Origin of the sequence: Pseudomonas sp. A-R-19 (genome assembly GCF_019956575.1) — a bacterium.
Taxonomy (GTDB): Bacteria; Pseudomonadota; Gammaproteobacteria; order Pseudomonadales; family Pseudomonadaceae; genus Aquipseudomonas.
Genome location: NZ_JAHBDR010000037.1, coordinates 37121 through 54410, shown reverse-complemented (window position 1 = coordinate 54410; position 17290 = coordinate 37121). Strand labels below are relative to the sequence as shown.

Genomic DNA, 17290 nt, shown 5'->3' with positions numbered 1-17290 from the left:
CTCGTACAGGATCATTGCTCTTCCCCTGCCAGTTTGGCCAGGTACTGGCCATATCCGGTCTTGCCGAAGTACCGGGCGCGTTCGAGCAACTGATCTCGGTCGATCCAGCCATTTTCATAGGCTATCTCTTCGAGACAGGCGACTTTGAGGCCTTGGCGGTGTTCGATGGTTTGCACGTATTGAGAGGCTTCGAGCAAGCTGTCGTGGGTGCCGGTGTCGAGCCAGGCGAAGCCTCGACCAAAACGCTCGACCTGCAGATCGCCACGTTGCAGATAGGCATTGTTGACGTCGGTGATTTCCAGTTCGCCGCGCGGCGAAGGTTTCACCGCCTTGGCGATTTCGATCACATCGTTGTCGTAGAAATACAGGCCGGTAACGGCATAACTGGATTTCGGCTTTTTCGGTTTTTCTTCGATCGAAAGCGCACGGCCTTCGCTGTCGAAATCGATGACGCCGAAGCGCTCGGGATCCTTGACCCAGTAACCGAACACGGTGGCACCGGAGGAGCGTTGTGCCGCGCTCTGCAGTTGCTCGCCAAAGTGCTGACCGTGGAAGATGTTGTCGCCCAGGATCAGGCACACAGGGTCATCGCCGATGAACGCTTCGCCAATCAGGAAAGCCTGGGCCAGACCGTCCGGTGAAGGTTGCTCGGCAAAGCTGAAATTCACCCCGAACTGGCTGCCGTCACCCAGCAGATTGCGATACTGCGGCAGGTCCTGCGGGGTGGAGATCAGCAGGATATCCTTGATGCCGGCCAGCATCAGAACCGAGATCGGATAGTAGATCATGGGCTTGTCGTAGACCGGCAACAGCTGTTTCGACACGCCGAGCGTAATCGGGTGCAGACGCGTGCCCGAGCCACCCGCCAAAACGATGCCTTTCATCATGCGAGCAGCTCCTTGGGGTTGATGGCGCCAAGGCGTTCACCTTGATAGCTGCCGTCCTGGACGCGGCGGCACCACTCCATGTTATCCAGGTACCATTGAACGGTTTTGCGCAGGCCGGTTTCGAAGGTCTCTTCGGGCACCCAGCCCAGTTCGCGTTCAATCTTGCCGGCATCGATTGCATAGCGCAGGTCATGACCAGGACGATCCTGGACAAACGTGATCAGGTCGGCGTAATGCGCAACGCCCTCAGGTTTGTGCGGTGCCAGCTCTTCAAGCAGGGCGCAGATGCCGCGCACCACGTCGATGTTCTTTTGTTCGTTGTGCCCGCCGATGTTGTAGGTCTCGCCGACGGTGCCGGTGGTCACCACCTTGAGCAGTGCCCGGGCGTGATCTTCGACGAACAGCCAGTCGCGCACTTGCAGGCCATTGCCATACACAGGCAGAGGTTTGCCGGCCAAGGCATTGAGGATGACCAGCGGAATCAGTTTCTCCGGGAAGTGGAACGGCCCGTAATTGTTCGAGCAATTGGTCAGCAGCACCGGCAGGCCATAGGTTCGCTGCCAGGCGCGGACCAGATGGTCGGACGCTGCCTTGCTGGCGGAGTAGGGCGAGCTCGGCGCGTAGGGCGTGGTTTCCGTAAACAGGTCGTCGACCCCGTGCAGGTCGCCGTAGACCTCGTCGGTGGAAATGTGATGAAAGCGGAAGGCGCTTCTCTCGGGTTCCGACAGGGTTTGCCAATAGCCGCGGGCGGCCTCGAGCAGGCTGTAGGTGCCGACGATGTTGGTCTGGATGAATTCCGATGGCCCGTCGATGGAGCGATCGACGTGGGACTCCGCTGCCAGGTGCATGATCGCGTGCGGCTGGAAACGCGCCAGCACGGCACTGACGGTCGCCTGGTCAACAATATCGGCCTGAACGAACTCGTAGCGAGTGTCGTTGGCAATGCTGGTCAGCGATTCGAGATTGCCGGCATACGTCAGTTTGTCCAGGTTGAGCACTTCATGCCCGGTGTGTTGGATCAGCTCGCGAACAAGGGCCGAGCCTATGAAACCGGCTCCGCCGGTAATAAGGATACGCACGTTGGGCCAGCCTTTTTTTCAGTAATGCGAATGGCGGTAGCTTGCAGGCGCGAGCGGGGAGGTGCAAGAGTTCTTGACCCCATTGGGTTGCGTCGCGCCGATCAGGTTGGATTATCCATGACTTGCCGCCTTCACTCACTACTCCGGCGCACAATTTAGAGTTCCAGGTAAGGCACTGCGGGTGTTTTCCGCTCTGGAGCTCGCTCGCGCACCCTGTAACCCCGGCGTAAACCCACTCTTTACGCTTTCTTTATGCCCCGCGCGCACCCTCGGTCTCGTTCCTTTACAGCCTCCTTTCCGACAATGACTCCACACGCGGCAATACGCCGTAACACGGAGAACTTCCATGAGCGTTCTGGACGGAGTGTCACTGCTGCTGGCAGTGGGGCTGTTCATTTATCTGTTGGTTGCGCTGTTGCGCGCGGACCGGAACTAGGAGCGGCTATGCACAGTTATGACTATTGGCTGATCCTCGGGTTTTTCGCCCTGGTATTGGTCCCTGCGCCGTTTCTCGGGCGCTTCTACTACAAGGTGATGGAAGGACAGCGCACCTGGCTGACGCCTGTTCTCGGCCCGGTCGAACGCGGTTGTTATCGTCTGGCCGGCGTCGATCCGCAGGTCGAACAGAGCTGGCAGAAGTACACGCTGGCCTTGCTCGCCTTCAACCTCGCGGGTTTCCTGCTGCTGTTCGCGATCCTGGTGTTCCAGGACCACCTGCCGCTGAACCCGCAAAACCTGCCGGGGCAGGAATGGACGCTGGCGTTCAACACCGCCGTCAGCTTCATGACCAACACCAACTGGCAGGCCTACAGCGGCGAAGCGTCCCTGAGCTACCTGAGCCAGATGGTCGGCCTCACCGTGCAGAACTTCGTCAGCGCCGCCACCGGCCTGGCGGTTCTGGTTGCGCTGTGTCGTGGCATCGGTCGCAAGTCCACCCGGACCCTGGGCAACTTCTGGGTCGACATGACCCGCGCCACCCTCTACGGCCTGCTGCCGCTGTGCCTGCTGCTGGCGCTGTACCTGGTCTGGCAGGGCGTGCCGCAGACCTTCGCGCAGTACGTGAATGCGGTGACGATGCAGGGTGTTGACCAAGTGATTCCGCTGGGGCCGGCTGCCAGTCAGATTGCGATCAAGCAACTGGGCACCAACGGCGGTGGTTTCTTCGGCGTGAACTCGGCGCATCCGTTCGAGAACCCGACGGCGTGGAGCAACCTGTTCGAAGTGACCTCGATCATTCTGATCCCCGTCGCGCTGGTCTTCACCTTCGGCCATTACGTGAAGGACTTGCGTCAGAGCCGCGCAATCATCGCCTGCATGCTGGCGCTGTTCCTGATCGGCGGTGCGACTTCGTTGTGGGCCGAGTACCAGCCGAACCCTTCATTGAACAATGCCGCTGTCGAACAGACCGCGCCACTGGAAGGCAAGGAAGCGCGCTTTGGCACCACTGCAACGGTGCTGTGGTCGGTGACCACCACGGCCGCGTCCAACGGTTCGGTGAACGGCATGCACGACAGCCTCAATCCGCTGAGCGGCATGGTCGCGCTGGTCAACATGATGGTCGGTGAAGTGATCTTCGGCGGCGTCGGTGCCGGGCTCTACGGCATGTTGCTCAACGTGCTGATCGCGGTGTTCCTCGCCGGCCTGATGATCGGCCGCACCCCGGAATACCTCGGCAAGAAGCTGCAGGCCAAAGAAGTCCAATTGCTGGTGGTGACCCTGATGGTCATGCCGATTGGCGTACTGGTACTCGGCGCGATCGCCGCCAGCCTGCCTGGCCCGGTAGCCGCCGTCAGCAACCCCGGGCCCCACGGTTTCAGTCAGTTGCTCTACGCCTACACCTCGGCCAGTGCCAACAACGGCTCCGCGTTCGGTGGCTTCGGTGCCAACACACCGTTCCACAACCTGATGCTGGGCCTGGGCATGTTGATCGGTCGCTTCGGCTACATCCTCCCAGTCCTGGCATTGGCCGGCAGCCTGGCGATGAAGAAAACCGCGCCGATCGGGCAGAACAGCTTCCCGACCCACGGCCCGTTGTTTGTCACCCTGCTGACCGTGACCATTTTGCTGGTGGGTGGCCTGACCTTCCTGCCGACCTTGGCACTGGGTCCTATCGCTGAACACCTGAGCATGGCTGCCTTTTGAATAAGGAGCTGAGGAATCAATGATGAATATGCCCGTAACCAAAACCGTCGCCGTCAAGGCACCGGAACAACCGAAAACCGCGATCTCGGCCCTGTGGCGCCCGGCGCTGGTGCAAGCCTTCGTCAAGCTCGACCCACGGCAATTGCAGCGTGCGCCGGTGATGCTGGTGGTCGAACTGACCGCAATCCTGACCACCGTGTTGTGCTTCATTCCCGACACGGCCGTACCGACTTTCGTCGCTGCGCAAATCGCCGTGTGGCTGTGGTTCACCGTGCTGTTCGCCAACTTCGCTGAAGCTTTGGCCGAAGGTCGCGGCAAGGCCCGCGCTGATAGCCTCAAGGCCGGCAGCGAAGGCTTGAGCGCCCGGCGCAAAACCGGCAACGGCAGCTTCCAGGTGGTGCCCGCCACCAGCCTGCGCAAGGGTGACATGGTGCGCGTCGAAGCAGGGGAGATGATCCCCGGTGACGGCGAAGTGATCGAAGGCATTGCGGCGGTCAACGAAGCAGCGATTACCGGTGAATCGGCGCCGGTGATTCGCGAGTCCGGCGGCGACCGCTCGGCGGTGACCGGCAACACACGGCTGGTGTCCGACTGGTTGCTGGTGAAAATCACCGCCAACCCTGGCGAGTCGACCCTGGACCGCATGATCGCCCTGGTCGAAGGCGCCAAGCGCCAGAAAACCCCGAACGAAGTGGCGCTCGACATCCTGCTGATCGGCCTGACCCTGATCTTCCTGCTGGTGGTCGTCACCCTGCAACCGTTCGCCCACTTCGCCAACGGCAGCCTGCCGCTGGTGTTCCTGGTGGCGCTGTTGGTCACGCTGATTCCGACCACCATCGGCGGTTTGCTGTCGGCCATCGGTATCGCCGGGATGGATCGCCTGGTGCGCCTGAACGTGATCGCCAAGTCCGGCCGAGCGGTGGAAGCGGCGGGGGACGTGCATGTCCTGTTGCTGGACAAGACCGGCACCATCACCTTCGGTAACCGTCGTTGCTCGGCGGTGTATGCCGCCCCGGGTGTGACAGCCAGGGAACTGGCCGAAGGCGCATTGCTGGCTTCACTCGCCGACGACACGGCTGAAGGCAAGTCGATCGTCGAGTACCTGCGTGGCACCCATCCGCAACCGGAACCGTCCGCTGACGTGCTGACCGCCGTGCCATTCAGTGCTGAAACCCGCTTGTCCGGTGTCGACTATCAGGGCCGCGTGTACCGCAAAGGCGCGGTGGATTCGTTGCTGGCCTTCGTCGGCCTGACACGCGCTGACCTGGCACCGGCCTTGTCGCGTGAAATCGACAAGATCGCCCAAAGCGGCGGCACCCCGTTGCTGGTGTGTGCCGACGGCAAGTTGCTCGGCGCGATTCACCTCAAGGACGTGGTCAAGCCCGGCATCCGCGAGCGTTTCGCCGAGCTGCGCAAGCTGGGGATCCGCACCGTCATGGTCACCGGCGACAACCCGTTGACCGCCGCTGCCATCGCCGCTGAAGCAGGGGTGGACGATGTGCTGGCCGAAGCCACGCCGGAGAAAAAACTGGCGCGCATTCGTCACGAGCAAAACGACGGTCGCCTGGTCGCCATGTGCGGCGACGGCGCCAACGACGCCCCGGCACTGGCCCAGGCGGACGTCGGCATGGCGATGAACGACGGTACGCAAGCGGCACGTGAAGCGGCGAACATGGTCGACCTCGACAGCGACCCGACCAAGCTGCTGGACGTGGTGCAGATCGGCAAGGAGTTGCTGGTCACCCGCGGTGCGCTGACGACCTTTTCGATCGCCAACGACGTGGCCAAGTACTTCGCGATCCTGCCGGCGCTGTTCGCCGCGATCTACCCACAACTGGGCGTGCTCAACGTGATGCACCTGAGCAGTCCGCAGAGCGCGATTCTCTCGGCGATCGTGTTCAACGCCTTGATCATTGTGGTGCTGATTCCCTTGGCATTGCGCGGAGTGCGCGTACAGGCGGCGAGTGCGGCGGCGTTGCTGCGACGCAATCTGCTGATCTACGGCCTGGGCGGGATCCTGGTGCCGTTCGTGGGCATCAAGGCGATCGACATGCTGTTGACGGCGTTGCATCTGGTTTAGCGATAGGTAGCTGTGGTGGGGCTTTTGTGGCGAGGGAGCTTGCTCCCGCTGGGCTGCAAAGCAGCCCCATCCCAGACACCACATTTGTTCAGGCATACCGCATTCACCAGGATGACGACTGCTTCGCAGCCCAGCGGGAGCAAGCTCCCTCGCCACAGGTAATGTGTTTGTTTTCACCGAATTCGAGGATTTTGAAATGTCCACATTGATACGCCCGGCCCTGAGCCTGCTGGTCCTGATGACGCTGATCACCGGCGTTGCCTATCCACTGGTGGTCACCGGCGTGGCCCAGGTCGCGTTCCCGGATCAGGCCAACGGCAGCCTGGTGCGTGATGCCGAGGGCAAGGTCCGCGGCTCATCGCTGATCGCCCAGGATTTCGTCGGCGACGCCTGGTTCCACCCGCGCCCTTCGGCCGGTGCCTTTGCCACCGTGTCGAGCAGTGCCAGCAACCTGTCGCCGAGCAACCCGGCGCTGGCGACGCGGGTGATCGACGATGCCTCCAAACAGTTGGTGCCCGGTCAGGGACCGGTGCCATTGGCGCTGGTCACTACCTCCGGTAGCGGTCTCGATCCGCACTTGCCACCGGCGGCGATTGCCTATCAACTGGCGCGTGTCGCGGCGGCGCGCAACCTGCCGGTAGCGACACTGCAACAACTGCTGGACGCGCATATCGAGCAGCCGTTGGTAGGCCCGCCGGTGGTGAATGTGCTTGAGTTGAATCTGGCGCTGGAAAAACTTTAGGTGCGTGGTGCTGCCATTCGCGAGCAAGCCCGCTCCCACACTGGATAGGTGTCGTACACACAACTTGTGGCCACTGAAGATCTTATGTGGGAGCGGGCTTGCTCGCGAAGGCAGTAGAACCGTCACCCATTTCCTTCAAGAAAAAAGAGAGCTTCAAGCATGAGCAACTCCGGCCGCGCCGACGCGCTGTTAGCAGACCTGCCCCGCGATGGCCGTGGCCGGCTCAAAGTGTTTCTCGGCGCCGCGCCGGGTGTCGGCAAGACCTACGCCATGTTGCAAGCGGCCCACACCCAATTGCGCCAGGGGGTGAAAGTCATTGCCGGTGTCGTCGAAACCCACGGCCGGGCCGAAACCGAAGCCCTGCTCGGCGGCTTGCCGCAGCAGCCGTTGGTACGCTCGGAGTACCGTGGCGTGTTGCTCGAAGAAATGGACCTCGACGGCCTGCTTGTCGCCAAACCAAAGCTGGTGCTGGTCGACGAACTGGCGCACTCCAACGCCCCCGGCAGCCGTCACGAAAAGCGCTGGCAGGATATTCAGGAGCTGCTCGCCGCCGGCATTGACGTGTACACCACGGTCAACGTCCAGCACCTGGAAAGCCTCAACGACCAGGTGCGTGGCATCACTGGCGTGCAGGTCCGCGAAACCCTGCCGGACTGGGTGTTGCAGGAAGCCTACGAACTGCTGCTGATCGACTTGCCGCCACGGGAGCTGCTCGAGCGTTTGCGCGACGGCAAGGTCTATGTGCCTGAGCAGGCGCGGGCGGCCATCGATGCGTTCTTCTCCCAGACCAACCTCACGGCCCTGCGCGAACTGGCGATGCAAACCGCGGCGGCTCAGGTCGATAACGATCTCGCCCAAGGGTATCGTCAGTTGGGGCAAGCGGCACCGGCCGTACGCGGGCGATTGCTGGTAGGGGTGGACGGCGATGCCCAGGCCGAACGCCTGGTACGCCATGCCAGTCGCGTGGCCCAACGGCGGCACCTGCCTTGGAGCCTGGTGCATGTGGACAACGGCAGCGTGCGTGACGAACAGTCGCGCCTGCGCCTGCAAAGCGCCCAGCAACTGGCCGAACGCCTCGGCGGCGAAGTGGTGTTGCTGCGCGCTGGTGAGGTGGCGAAAACCCTGATCCAGCATGCCGCCGAACGGCGTGCCAGCCTGGTGCTGGTCGGCCAATCCCGGCCGCGCTTGCGCCGGCGTCTGTTCGGTGGCGGGCTGGCGGCGCGGCTGCTGCGAAATGCGCGCGGACTGGAAATCAACGTTCTCGATAGTGATCACCAACAGCATCAACTCCATCAACGCTCAATGCAGTCGCTGATCTGGTTCGACTACGTGTTGGCGGTGGTCGCGACGGTTCTGGCCAGTGCCCTGGCCTGGGCCGTGGCGAGTGTACTGCCGCTGCCGAACATCTCGCTGGTGTTCCTTGCCGCTGTGCTGCTGGTGGCGGTGCGCAGCAGTCTCGGACCGGCGCTGGCCTGTGCGGCGCTGTCGTTTCTGACCTATGACTTTCTGTTCATTCCGCCGAATTTCTCTTTCAGCATCCAGCGCGAAGAAGACGTGCTGACCTTGCTGTTCTTCCTGCTGATGGCGGCCCTCACCGGCAATCTCGCGGCGCGTCAGCGCCGGCAATTGCAGGCCCTGCGCGACACCCAGGAAGAGACCACTGAACTGCTCGACCTGTCACGCAAACTCACCGCCGCCACCGATCGCCAGGCCGTGGTCAGCGCGGCCGCCCAACACCTCAACGGTTGGAGCGACGTGCAACTGTGCCTGCTCAATCGCGACGGGCAAAACGGCTGGAAAGTCGAAACCGGTGGCCCGCTGGAGTTCACCGAAGCCGAACGCGCCGCCGCCGATTGGGCCTGGCAGCACGATCAACCGGCGGGCGCGGGCACCGGCACCTTGCCGTTCGGCCGCTGGTGGTGGTGGCCGTTATCGGTGGAGGACGGTCCGCTGGCGTTGCTCGGCGTATGCGCCAGGGAAGGTCAGACCCTAAGCGGCCAGCGCCGTCGCTTGTTGACCGCGCTGAGCCAGCCACTGGCCCAGGCGCTGGCCCGGGCGCAACTGGCCGACGATTTGGAAGCGGCGCGGCTGCACGGCGAAACGGAGCAGTTGCGCAGTGCCTTGCTGGCTTCGGTGTCCCACGATTTGCGCACACCGCTGACGTCCATGCGCGGCAGTATCGACAGCCTGTTGGCCCTGGGTGAAGCGATCCCGCTGGAGGATCGCCGCGAACTGCTCGAAGGCACCCGCGATGAAGCCGAGCGTCTTGATCGTTATATCCAGAATCTGCTCGACATGACCCGGCTCGGTCACGGTGCCCTGAAGCTGGCGCGGGACTGGGTGTCGCCGGCCGATATCGTCGGCAGTGCGCTCAATCGCCTGCGCGCGGTACTCGCGTCGCTGCAGGTCAGCACCGAAGTCCCGGCGGATTTGCCGCTGCTGTTCGTCCACGCTGCACTGATCGAACAGGCACTGATCAACGTGATGGAAAACGCCGCGCGGTTTTCGCCACCCCGCGGGCGTTTGCAATTGCGCGCCGGGGCCGATGACAGTGAGCTGTTTTTCTCGGTCAGCGATGAGGGCCCGGGGATTCCAGAGGAGGAGCGGGCGAAGATCTTCGACATGTTCTACACCGCGGCCCGGGGTGATCGTGGCGGGCAGGGAACCGGATTGGGGTTGGCGATCTGTCAGGGCATGGTCGGTGCCCATGGCGGGCGCATCAGCGTCGCCGACGGCATCGAGGGGCGCGGCACCTGCATCACGTTGCACCTGCCGCTACAGGCTCAGCCGGGATACGAAGGTGAAGCCTGATCCTGCTTGCGCTACTCTCTTGCCACTTATCAGTGTTGATGTGAATTCATGAGCCAGACCGCGACCATCCTGGTCATTGACGACGAACCGCAGATCCGCAAGTTCCTGCGCATCAGCCTCGCCTCCCAAGGCTACAAAGTGCTGGAGGCCGGCACCGGCAACGAAGGGTTGGCGCAAGCCGCGTTGAACAAACCGGACTTGCTGGTGCTCGACCTCGGCTTGCCGGACATGGACGGCCAGCAGGTCTTGCGTGAGTTTCGCGAGTGGTCGACGGCGCCGGTATTGGTGCTCTCGGTGCGCGCCAATGAAGGGCAGAAAGTCGAAGCCCTGGATGGCGGTGCCAATGACTACGTGACCAAGCCGTTCGGCATTCAGGAGTTCCTGGCGCGGATTCGTGCGTTGTTGCGCCAGGCGCCCGTGGGGGAAAGCCAGCCAGCGGCGCTGAGTTTCGGCCCGTTGACGGTCGACCTGGCGTATCGCCGGGTGCTGCTCGACGGTGCCGAAGTCGCCCTGACTCGCAAGGAGTACGCCGTGCTGGCGCAACTGGCGCGGCACCCCGGGCGGGTGATCACCCAGCAGCAATTGCTCAAGGACATCTGGGGGCCGACGCACACGGAAGACACTCATTACCTACGTATCGTGGTCGGGCACTTGCGCCAGAAACTGGCGGATGACCCGACCCAACCCAGGTTCATCGTGACCGAGGCGGGGGTGGGGTATCGGTTGTTGAGTGAGTAGTTTTGAAGTTTTTTGGTAACTGATCTGGCGCTTTCGCGAGCAAGCCCGCTCCCACAGGGTTCGTGTGACCGACGCGGTCATTGTGGGAGCGGACTTGCTCGCGAAGAGGCCCGGATAGTCACCCGAGAATTTTCAGACGCTCAGTTCTGCTCACTTTCATAGCGATCCAGCGTATCCCGCGCAATCTCCCTGCCCAATGCGATCAGCTCCGGCGCCTTGTAGAACTCGAAAAACCGGCACACGCGCTTGGGCACGTTGATCAGGATGTCTGGTGGGTACCCGGCAATCTTGTACTGCGCCAGCGACGTCTGCATTACCTCGAAACTCTGGTTGATCAAATCCAGCAGGGACGCCGGCCCGACGTTGTCGATGATGAACGAACCGGTGGCCGAGCGGGGTGCGCCGCTGGCTTCCGGAGCGGCCGCGGGTTGCTGCGCTTCGGGCTCGGCGGATTCGATCCACGGATTGAGATCCGCGCCTTCCGCCCTCAGGGCTTCCCGCTCCAGGATCAGCAATTGCTCGGCCTGTTTACGGCGGAACGGCAGCTTCGAGCCGAGGGAGTTGATCAGGCTGTCGAAGCGGGTCTTGAAGGCGGCGGGACGCTGGATGACCGGCAGTTGATAGTGGCGCTGGTTGGTGGAGTTGAGGTTGACCGCGATGATCAAATCGCAATGGCTCGACACCACGGGCACGATCGGCAGCGGGTTGAGAATGCCGCCATCGACCAGCATGCGGTTGCCTTGCATCACCGGGGTAAACAGGCTGGGAATCGCTGCCGAGGCGCGCATGGCCTGGTGCAGGCAGCCTTCCTGGAACCAGATTTCCTGCTGGTTGGTCAGGTCGGCGGCGACGGCGGTATAGGGGATGCGCAAGTCTTCGATGTTGATCTCGCCGACGATCTTGCGGATCTGCCCGAATACCTTTTCGCCACGAATCGCCCCCAGACGAAAACTGACGTCAACCAGACGCAACACGTCGAGATAGTCCAGGCTCTCGATCCAGTCGCGGTATTCATTGAGTTTGCCGGCGGCGTAGATCCCGCCCACCACCGCGCCCATGGAGCAGCCGGCGATACAGGCAATGTCATAGCCGCGCCGTTCGATCTCTTCGATGACCCCAATATGTGCATAACCCCGGGCTCCACCCGAGCCCAATACCAGTGCGACACGCTTTTTCATGAATCGCCCTCGTTTGAATGGTTCAACAATGCACCCATCGAGGGGCACGCTTCAATCGTCATGGTCGTTCGATGGGGTAAGAGCGTCGTATTTTCGACACTCCATGGCGGCGCATGGTTATTCTCGTCAGCGCTATAGTTTGCACAGCGGACCAACGGCACTTTTCAGGTGCCACAACGTCTTACCTGCATGACTGTTGACCTATTCTTGAGGAGTGAGTGATGAAAGCCTGGATCTGCGTGCCATTGATTGCCCTGGCGCTCGCCGGTTGTGCCGGTAAAACCGCCTACCGCGACAGCTGCGGTAGTAACCTGGATGCGGCATGGCATGAACTGGACCTGGCCAAAGCCGAGGGTTTCGCCGGGACCGTCAGCTACTCCAAGGCCTTGTCGCTGTTGACCGCGGCCAAGACCCAGCAGCAATTCGAGGGGTTCGAGGGCTGCACCAACAAGGCCGAGAAGGCCCGTTTCTACATTCGTGAGTCGCGTGCGGGGCGTTGAAAACACTGCTACTCCTGTAGGAGCCGGCTTGCCGGCGATAGGCTCTCGAATGTTACCGTGGCCTGATATCGCCATCGCTGGCAAGCCAGCTCCTATAGGTAACGCATGGCACTGTTTTACGGAGTAAACCCCCATGATCGATCGGTTGGTGGCTCGTGTTCTGGGCCTGGAGATTCGTCTGCTGGCCTGTCAGGCCCGCTTGAAAGCGCGTACAGACCCTGAGGCGTTACACGATCTGCGCACCACCATGCGTCGGTTGCGCAGCCTGTTGCGACCTTTGCGCGGATTGCCCGGCGTCGAGCAACTGGAAGCGGCCGCCTCGCGGGTGGGCGATCTGACCACGCCATTACGTGATCGCGAAGTGCTGGCGGCGTACCTGCTCCAGCACCATCAACCCCTGGCCGCACAGCAGCGCATGGCGCAGATGGCCGAGGCCTACCCGGCCGTGGCGGCCAGCCCTGAACTTGCGCAGTTGCTGATCGTTCTCGATGCATTTCCGCGTTTTCTGCGCGCCGCCCAACGCCAGGGATTGCTCAAGGGCTTGCGCAAGCGCATCGAAAAGCGTCTGGGCAAACAATGGGAAAAACTCGACGAGGCACTGCACGACCCGACCCACGACCGTCATCGGCTGCGCCTGCTGATCAAGCGCGTGCGCTATGGCATCGAGGCTTACCCTGAACTGGATCGTTTGCCGAAAGCGGCCATGCCCCGGTTGAAATCGGCCCAGGGTGCGCTTGGTGACTGGCACGATTGCGTGCAATGGCTGGCCATGGCTGAACGGGAAGCGGATTTACGGCCCTGTGTTGCCGTGTGGGAAGCCACCATGGCCGAGGCTGAAAGCCGTGCGGACCGGGTACTGGAAAAACTCAGCAAGGCCTGTTTCAAATCCTGAGACCTCCCCAGATCCATTGTGGGAGCGGGCTTGCTCGCGAAGGCGGTGTGTCAGTCAGCATCAATGCTTAAGCTGATGACCTCTTCGCGAGCAAGCCCGCTCCCACAGGGTTTTTATGTTCGACATGGAACCTGTGCGGCTCATCTGTCAGTCAAATTGGCCGGAATGGGTGCTGTATAGCCCTCTCCGGCTGGGTAAGATCCCTTCATCTTTTTTCGATCCCTGAGGTTTTCATGCGCTTTTGCGAACTACTTGACGCGGTCCGTAGCCAGCCGATGGACCTGTCTATCCCGGCCTCATGGGCCCAGGGGCGCGCCAGTTTTGGTGGCCTGGTGGCGGCTTTGCAGTACGAAGCCATGCGAGCCCGGGTGCCGGCGGATCGTCCGGTGCGCTCGCTGGCAATCACCTTTGTCGGGCCGGTCGAACCCCAGGTTCCGGTCAGTTTTGAAGTCGACGTATTGCGCGAAGGCAAGGCGGTCAGCCAGGTGCTGGGCCGGGTGATGCAGAAGGGGCAGGTGGTGACCTTGATCCAGGGCAGTTTTGGCGCCTCACGCCCCTCGGAAGTGGCGGTAGCCGCTGAACCGGCACCTGAAATGAAACACTGGGACGAGTGCCAGGAACTGCCTTTTATCGAAGGCGTTATCCCTGAGTTCATGCGGCACCTGGCGATGCGCTGGAGTGTCGGCGGGTTGCCGTTCAGCGGCAGCACATCCCGGCAAATGGGCGGTTGGGTACGCTTGCGTGGCGGCGAAAAAGAAGAGGTCATCAGCGAGGCACATATCCTCGCGCTGGTGGACGCCTGGCCGCCGGCCCTGATGCCGTTTTTGAAGAAGCCAGCGATGGGCAGCACGCTGACCTGGACCATCGAGTTCGTGCAGCCGCTACTGGAATTGAACACCCTGGACTGGTGCAAATACCTCGTTGAGACCGAGCACGCCGCCGACGGTTACGGGCATGCCGCCGCAAAAATGTGGAGCGCGGATGGCCGCTTGATTGCCATGAGCCGGCAGACAGTGACGGTGTTCGCCTGATCAGTGACGGCGGTGGCGCTCACGCCAGGCGCGCCACCAGCCACCGCTGAGAAAGAACCGTGGAAACGTCAGGAACTGCTCGACCAACAAGCGCGATATCGCATCCTTGCGGTCACTGAACGGCTCGGCGGCTTGCGACTCCAGGCTGTGGCCGTGGCGTTGCAAGGCCAGCGCCGCAATCACGCCGATCACGCCGATGGCGATGTTCGAAAGGGTCAGGCTGAACACCCCGGACACAATCAGCAGGGCCGCGACAATGAACAGCGGCACCGCGATCAGGTGCAACACCAGATTGGTCGGGTGCTGATGATTGTTCGGGTACGCTCGCCATTGCCAGGCGGGAAGGTTGGGGTGACGTTTGCCCATGATGCTGATCCTCGATCCATGTTGAACACATGTAGGAAGAATAGGCCCGGTCAATGCTGGCGGCGAATCAAGGCTGGCTATTGGCTTGATAGGCGTCATGGTCTGGATTGATGTTGTCAGTTCTGACGCCTTCGTCGGAACGCCGCCCGGAGCAAGCCCGCTCCCACATTTTGAGCGCCTTCCAACTGTGGGGCTTGCTCGCGAAGAGGCCCTCAAAGTTTGAGCTGACCTATCGCCTTGCTCAATTCTCCGGCCAGCGCCGCCAGTTCATTGCTGGTGGTCGCCGAGGTCACCGTCTGCTGCACCGTGTTCTCGGTCACGTCACGGATGCTCACCACCGCGCGATTCATCTCTTCCGCCACCTGACTCTGCTGCTCGGCCGCCACCGCGATCTGCGTGTTGCTCTCACGCATCTGCGCCACCGCGCCGGTGATTTCGGCCAATGCGGCCCCGGCCTCCTGCGCCTGTTGCACGCAGTCGTCGGCCTTGAGCGAGCTCTCCTGCATGAAATCCACTGCGTCCCGCGTGCCGGCCTGCAGTGCCGAGACCATGAGGGTGATTTCGTCCGTGGAGGCCTGCACGCGTTTGGCGAGGTTGCGCACTTCATCGGCAACCACCGCAAACCCGCGCCCCATTTCGCCAGCCCGGGCCGCTTCGATGGCGGCGTTCAGTGCCAGCAGGTTGGTCTGCTCGGCGATGCTGTGAATCACGTTGACCACGCCGTTGATCTTCTGGCTGTCCTCGGCCAGGCGCTGAATCATCTCGGCGGTCTGCTGGACGCCAGTGGACAGTCCGGCAATCGAGCGTTGCACCCGCGCCACGACCTCCTGCCCGCTGCCGGCCAGGGTATCGGCCGATTGCGAAAGGTCACGGGTGGCACCCGCGTGTTGGGCGATGTGATAGACCGTGGCGGTCATTTCATTGATCGCCGTGGCCGCCTGATCGGTTTCGCTCTGCTGGCCGAGCATGCCGTGGCGCACTTCATTCATGCTGGTTGCCAGCCGCGCAGCGCCGTCATCCAGTTGCCGGGCGGTGCTTGCGACGGTGTTGACCACCCTTTGATAACCGGCCTGCATGGCGTTGAAGGCATTGGCCATCTGCCCGACTTCGTCAGTGCAAGCCAGTGGCACGCGGGCCGACAGGTCGCCGGTTTTCTCCACGTGCAGCATGACGTCTTTCAAGGTGTTGAGTTGGCTGAGCAGGAAGCGGATCAACAACTGCGAGGCGCCGAGCATTGCCAGCATCAGGATGAGCACGGCCACCGCGTAGTTGGCTAAACGTTCGTTGAACACCTGGCTCAGGCTTGGACCGTGGGCGATGACCGCAACCTGCTGACCACCCGCGCGGGTAAATACTTCGGCGCCCATCAACGGGTTGTCACCGAACAGCGGCATCGCGTTGATCTCGACCCAGCCGTTTGCATCGACGAGTTCGAGCATGGGCTGTCCATTCAGCGATGGTGCCTGCCCGCGATCGAACGTCAGAAGGTTGTCGGCCTTGGGCAGAGGCTGCCCGGCAGGCCAGTCGACCAGCAATCGTGCTTGTGCCTGAGACGAGGCTTGGGACGCATGAACACGGGCCTGTTGTTCGAGGTGTACGGCGTACAGCACCAACAGCAGTGTGGTGACGAAGGCGACTGCGTTGACCGCCCAGAATTTGTATTTCAGCGAGATGTTGCTAAGCCAGGCACCCATGGAGGTCTTCTCTGATAGCGGAAACAGTTTTGGCAAGGTGCCATTATTGTGCCGCCATGGAGAATCCGGATTTTGATGCAGGTCAATGTGGGAGCGGGCTTGCTCGCGAAGGCGGTGTATCAGTCGACTTCCATGTTGAATGACACGGTGCCTTCGCGAGCAAGCCCGCTCCCACAGGTGGTTCTGTGTTTACTGGGGAATGGAGGGCAACCCGTAGAACGCCCGTGCGCACGCTGTGGTGTGTGCGGCCAGATCCTCCTGGCTTTCCCCGCGATGCAGCGCGACTTCGCGCAATACTTCGGTCAGGTACGCCGGCTCGTTTCGCCCGTTTTTCGGCTTGGGGCGCAAGCTGCGCGGCAGCAGATACGGTGCATCGCTTTCGAGCATCAGGCGTCCGCGCTTGATCTCCTTGACCAGTGGATGCAAATGCGTGCCCCGGCGCTCGTCGCAGATCCAGCCGGTAATGCCGATGTGCAAGTCCAGGTCGAGGTAGCTGAACAGTGCCTTCTGTTCCCCAGTGAAACAGTGCACAACGGCGGCCGGTAGCCGGTCGCGGAAGTCGCGCAGGATTTCCAGCAAACGCTGGCTGGCGTCGCGCTCGTGCAGAAAAACCGGCAACTGCAATTCAACGGCCATGGCCAGATGTTCTTCGAGGACCTTTTCCTGCTGCGGGCGCGGCGAGAAGTCACGGTTGAAATCCAGCCCGCATTCGCCCACGGCCACCACATTCGGTTCGTTGAGCAAGCTGCGCAAACGTCGGGCGCTGTCGGCGTTCCAGTCACTGGCGCAGTGAGGGTGAATACCGGCGGTGGCGAACAGACGCTGAGTGCTTTCGTCCAGTTGCTGGCACAGCTCAAGGGCCTGTTCGCTGCCCTCGACACTGGTGCCGGTCAGCACCAGTTGGCATACGCCGGCCGCGTAGGCGCGGTCGAGTACGGCCCGGTGTTTGTCGGCAAAACTGGGGTTGGTCAGGTTGACGCCGATATCGATGAGTTGCATGGTGCTACCTCGGCCCAAATGCCGGAAAGCATATCAGAGCCGCGGATTTATAAGAAAAGCCAAGAACTACAACGGGTTAACGCTGTCTCTTGAGCCGCGGAGCAGGCTGGGTTGGTAGTTTTGCCATCATTGTGCCAGTCTCTCGCACCTT

At 62.0% G+C, this 17290-nt stretch carries 15 protein-coding genes; 9 read left to right on the top strand and 6 right to left on the bottom strand.

Annotated features, from left to right (window positions below; all coding sequences use genetic code 11):
- Positions 1-11 precede the first annotated feature (11 nt).
- Entirely contained in the window at positions 12-887 is an 876-nt protein-coding gene (gene rfbA, locus KGA88_RS05945) for a glucose-1-phosphate thymidylyltransferase RfbA (RefSeq protein ID WP_223589580.1), read from the bottom strand.
- Positions 884-1966 carry a dTDP-glucose 4,6-dehydratase gene (rfbB, locus tag KGA88_RS05940; RefSeq protein WP_223589577.1) on the bottom strand — a complete coding sequence of 361 codons (1083 nt, stop codon included), beginning with the start codon at positions 1964-1966 and terminating at the stop codon, positions 884-886. Before rfbB ends, rfbA begins: the two co-directional genes overlap by 4 nt.
- A gap of 346 nt (positions 1967-2312) precedes the next feature.
- Here rfbB and kdpF point away from each other — a divergent pair, with 346 nt between their 5' ends.
- The 6 genes from kdpF (at position 2313) to KGA88_RS05910 (ending at position 10479) form a co-directional block, all read left to right on the top strand.
- Positions 2313-2402 carry a K(+)-transporting ATPase subunit F gene (gene kdpF, locus KGA88_RS05935; protein ID WP_007899818.1) on the top strand — a complete coding sequence of 30 codons (90 nt, stop codon included), beginning with the start codon at positions 2313-2315 and terminating at the stop codon, positions 2400-2402.
- An 8-nt stretch (positions 2403-2410) separates the two neighbouring features.
- Positions 2411-4108: a potassium-transporting ATPase subunit KdpA gene (gene kdpA / locus KGA88_RS05930; RefSeq protein ID WP_223589575.1), complete on the top strand. Its 1698-nt coding sequence runs from the start codon at positions 2411-2413 to the stop codon at positions 4106-4108.
- A 22-nt stretch (positions 4109-4130) separates the two neighbouring features.
- A complete protein-coding gene (gene kdpB / locus KGA88_RS05925) occupies positions 4131-6188 on the top strand; it encodes a potassium-transporting ATPase subunit KdpB (protein WP_223589573.1) in 2058 nt (685 codons plus the stop codon).
- A gap of 196 nt (positions 6189-6384) precedes the next feature.
- Positions 6385-6930 carry a potassium-transporting ATPase subunit KdpC gene (kdpC, locus tag KGA88_RS05920; RefSeq protein WP_223589570.1) on the top strand — a complete coding sequence of 182 codons (546 nt, stop codon included), beginning with the start codon at positions 6385-6387 and terminating at the stop codon, positions 6928-6930.
- A 159-nt stretch (positions 6931-7089) separates the two neighbouring features.
- A complete protein-coding gene (locus tag KGA88_RS05915) occupies positions 7090-9741 on the top strand; it encodes a sensor histidine kinase (protein ID WP_223589567.1) in 2652 nt (883 codons plus the stop codon).
- Between the two features lie 48 nt (positions 9742-9789).
- Positions 9790-10479: a response regulator gene (locus tag KGA88_RS05910; RefSeq protein WP_223589565.1), complete on the top strand. Its 690-nt coding sequence runs from the start codon at positions 9790-9792 to the stop codon at positions 10477-10479.
- A 140-nt stretch (positions 10480-10619) separates the two neighbouring features.
- Here the strand turns inward: KGA88_RS05910 and KGA88_RS05905 are convergent, their stop codons facing one another.
- The gene (locus KGA88_RS05905; RefSeq protein ID WP_110659381.1) at positions 10620-11657 is read right to left on the bottom strand and encodes a patatin-like phospholipase family protein; all 1038 of its coding nucleotides are present in this window, start codon (positions 11655-11657) and stop codon (positions 10620-10622) included.
- A gap of 221 nt (positions 11658-11878) precedes the next feature.
- On the opposite strand from KGA88_RS05905, the gene KGA88_RS05900 reads away from it, so the two are divergent.
- The 3 genes from KGA88_RS05900 (at position 11879) to KGA88_RS05890 (ending at position 14080) form a co-directional block, all read left to right on the top strand.
- Complete coding sequence (locus KGA88_RS05900) at positions 11879-12157, top strand: hypothetical protein (protein WP_103396971.1); 279 nt, start codon at positions 11879-11881, stop codon at positions 12155-12157.
- Between the two features lie 133 nt (positions 12158-12290).
- On the top strand, positions 12291-13049 hold the full coding sequence (locus KGA88_RS05895; protein ID WP_223589563.1) for a CHAD domain-containing protein: 759 nt from the start codon (positions 12291-12293) through the stop codon (positions 13047-13049).
- 233 nt (positions 13050-13282) lie between these two features.
- Positions 13283-14080, top strand: coding sequence for an acyl-CoA thioesterase (locus tag KGA88_RS05890; protein ID WP_223589561.1), 798 nt, complete (start codon positions 13283-13285; stop codon positions 14078-14080).
- Here the strand turns inward: KGA88_RS05890 and KGA88_RS05885 are convergent, their stop codons facing one another.
- The 3 genes from KGA88_RS05885 to KGA88_RS05875 form a co-directional block, all read right to left on the bottom strand.
- The gene (locus tag KGA88_RS05885) at positions 14081-14446 is read right to left on the bottom strand and encodes an Mpo1-like protein (protein ID WP_223589559.1); all 366 of its coding nucleotides are present in this window, start codon (positions 14444-14446) and stop codon (positions 14081-14083) included.
- A gap of 212 nt (positions 14447-14658) precedes the next feature.
- Positions 14659-16140, bottom strand: a complete 1482-nt coding sequence (locus tag KGA88_RS05880; RefSeq protein ID WP_223589556.1) for a methyl-accepting chemotaxis protein — start codon at positions 16138-16140, stop codon at positions 14659-14661.
- A gap of 189 nt (positions 16141-16329) precedes the next feature.
- Entirely contained in the window at positions 16330-17139 is an 810-nt protein-coding gene (locus KGA88_RS05875; RefSeq protein ID WP_223589554.1) for a TatD family hydrolase, read from the bottom strand.
- Between the last annotated feature and the right edge of the window lie 151 nt (positions 17140-17290).

What these genes read in the sequence shown, in the direction of transcription:
- KGA88_RS05915 (WP_223589567.1), top strand. Translation starts at nt 7,090, where the DNA reads ATGAGCAACTCCGGCCGCGCCGACGCGCTGTTAGCAGACCTGCCCCGC.
- KGA88_RS05875 (WP_223589554.1), bottom strand. Translation starts at nt 17,139, where the DNA reads ATGCAACTCATCGATATCGGCGTCAACCTGACCAACCCCAGTTTTGCC.
- KGA88_RS05910 (WP_223589565.1), top strand. Translation starts at nt 9,790, where the DNA reads ATGAGCCAGACCGCGACCATCCTGGTCATTGACGACGAACCGCAGATC.
- kdpC (WP_223589570.1), top strand. Translation starts at nt 6,385, where the DNA reads ATGTCCACATTGATACGCCCGGCCCTGAGCCTGCTGGTCCTGATGACG.
- KGA88_RS05885 (WP_223589559.1), bottom strand. Translation starts at nt 14,446, where the DNA reads ATGGGCAAACGTCACCCCAACCTTCCCGCCTGGCAATGGCGAGCGTAC.
- rfbA (WP_223589580.1), bottom strand. Translation starts at nt 887, where the DNA reads ATGATGAAAGGCATCGTTTTGGCGGGTGGCTCGGGCACGCGTCTGCAC.
- kdpA (WP_223589575.1), top strand. Translation starts at nt 2,411, where the DNA reads ATGCACAGTTATGACTATTGGCTGATCCTCGGGTTTTTCGCCCTGGTA.
- KGA88_RS05880 (WP_223589556.1), bottom strand. Translation starts at nt 16,140, where the DNA reads ATGGGTGCCTGGCTTAGCAACATCTCGCTGAAATACAAATTCTGGGCG.
- kdpB (WP_223589573.1), top strand. Translation starts at nt 4,131, where the DNA reads ATGAATATGCCCGTAACCAAAACCGTCGCCGTCAAGGCACCGGAACAA.
- kdpF (WP_007899818.1), top strand. Translation starts at nt 2,313, where the DNA reads ATGAGCGTTCTGGACGGAGTGTCACTGCTGCTGGCAGTGGGGCTGTTC.
- KGA88_RS05895 (WP_223589563.1), top strand. Translation starts at nt 12,291, where the DNA reads ATGATCGATCGGTTGGTGGCTCGTGTTCTGGGCCTGGAGATTCGTCTG.
- KGA88_RS05890 (WP_223589561.1), top strand. Translation starts at nt 13,283, where the DNA reads ATGCGCTTTTGCGAACTACTTGACGCGGTCCGTAGCCAGCCGATGGAC.
- KGA88_RS05905 (WP_110659381.1), bottom strand. Translation starts at nt 11,657, where the DNA reads ATGAAAAAGCGTGTCGCACTGGTATTGGGCTCGGGTGGAGCCCGGGGT.
- KGA88_RS05900 (WP_103396971.1), top strand. Translation starts at nt 11,879, where the DNA reads ATGAAAGCCTGGATCTGCGTGCCATTGATTGCCCTGGCGCTCGCCGGT.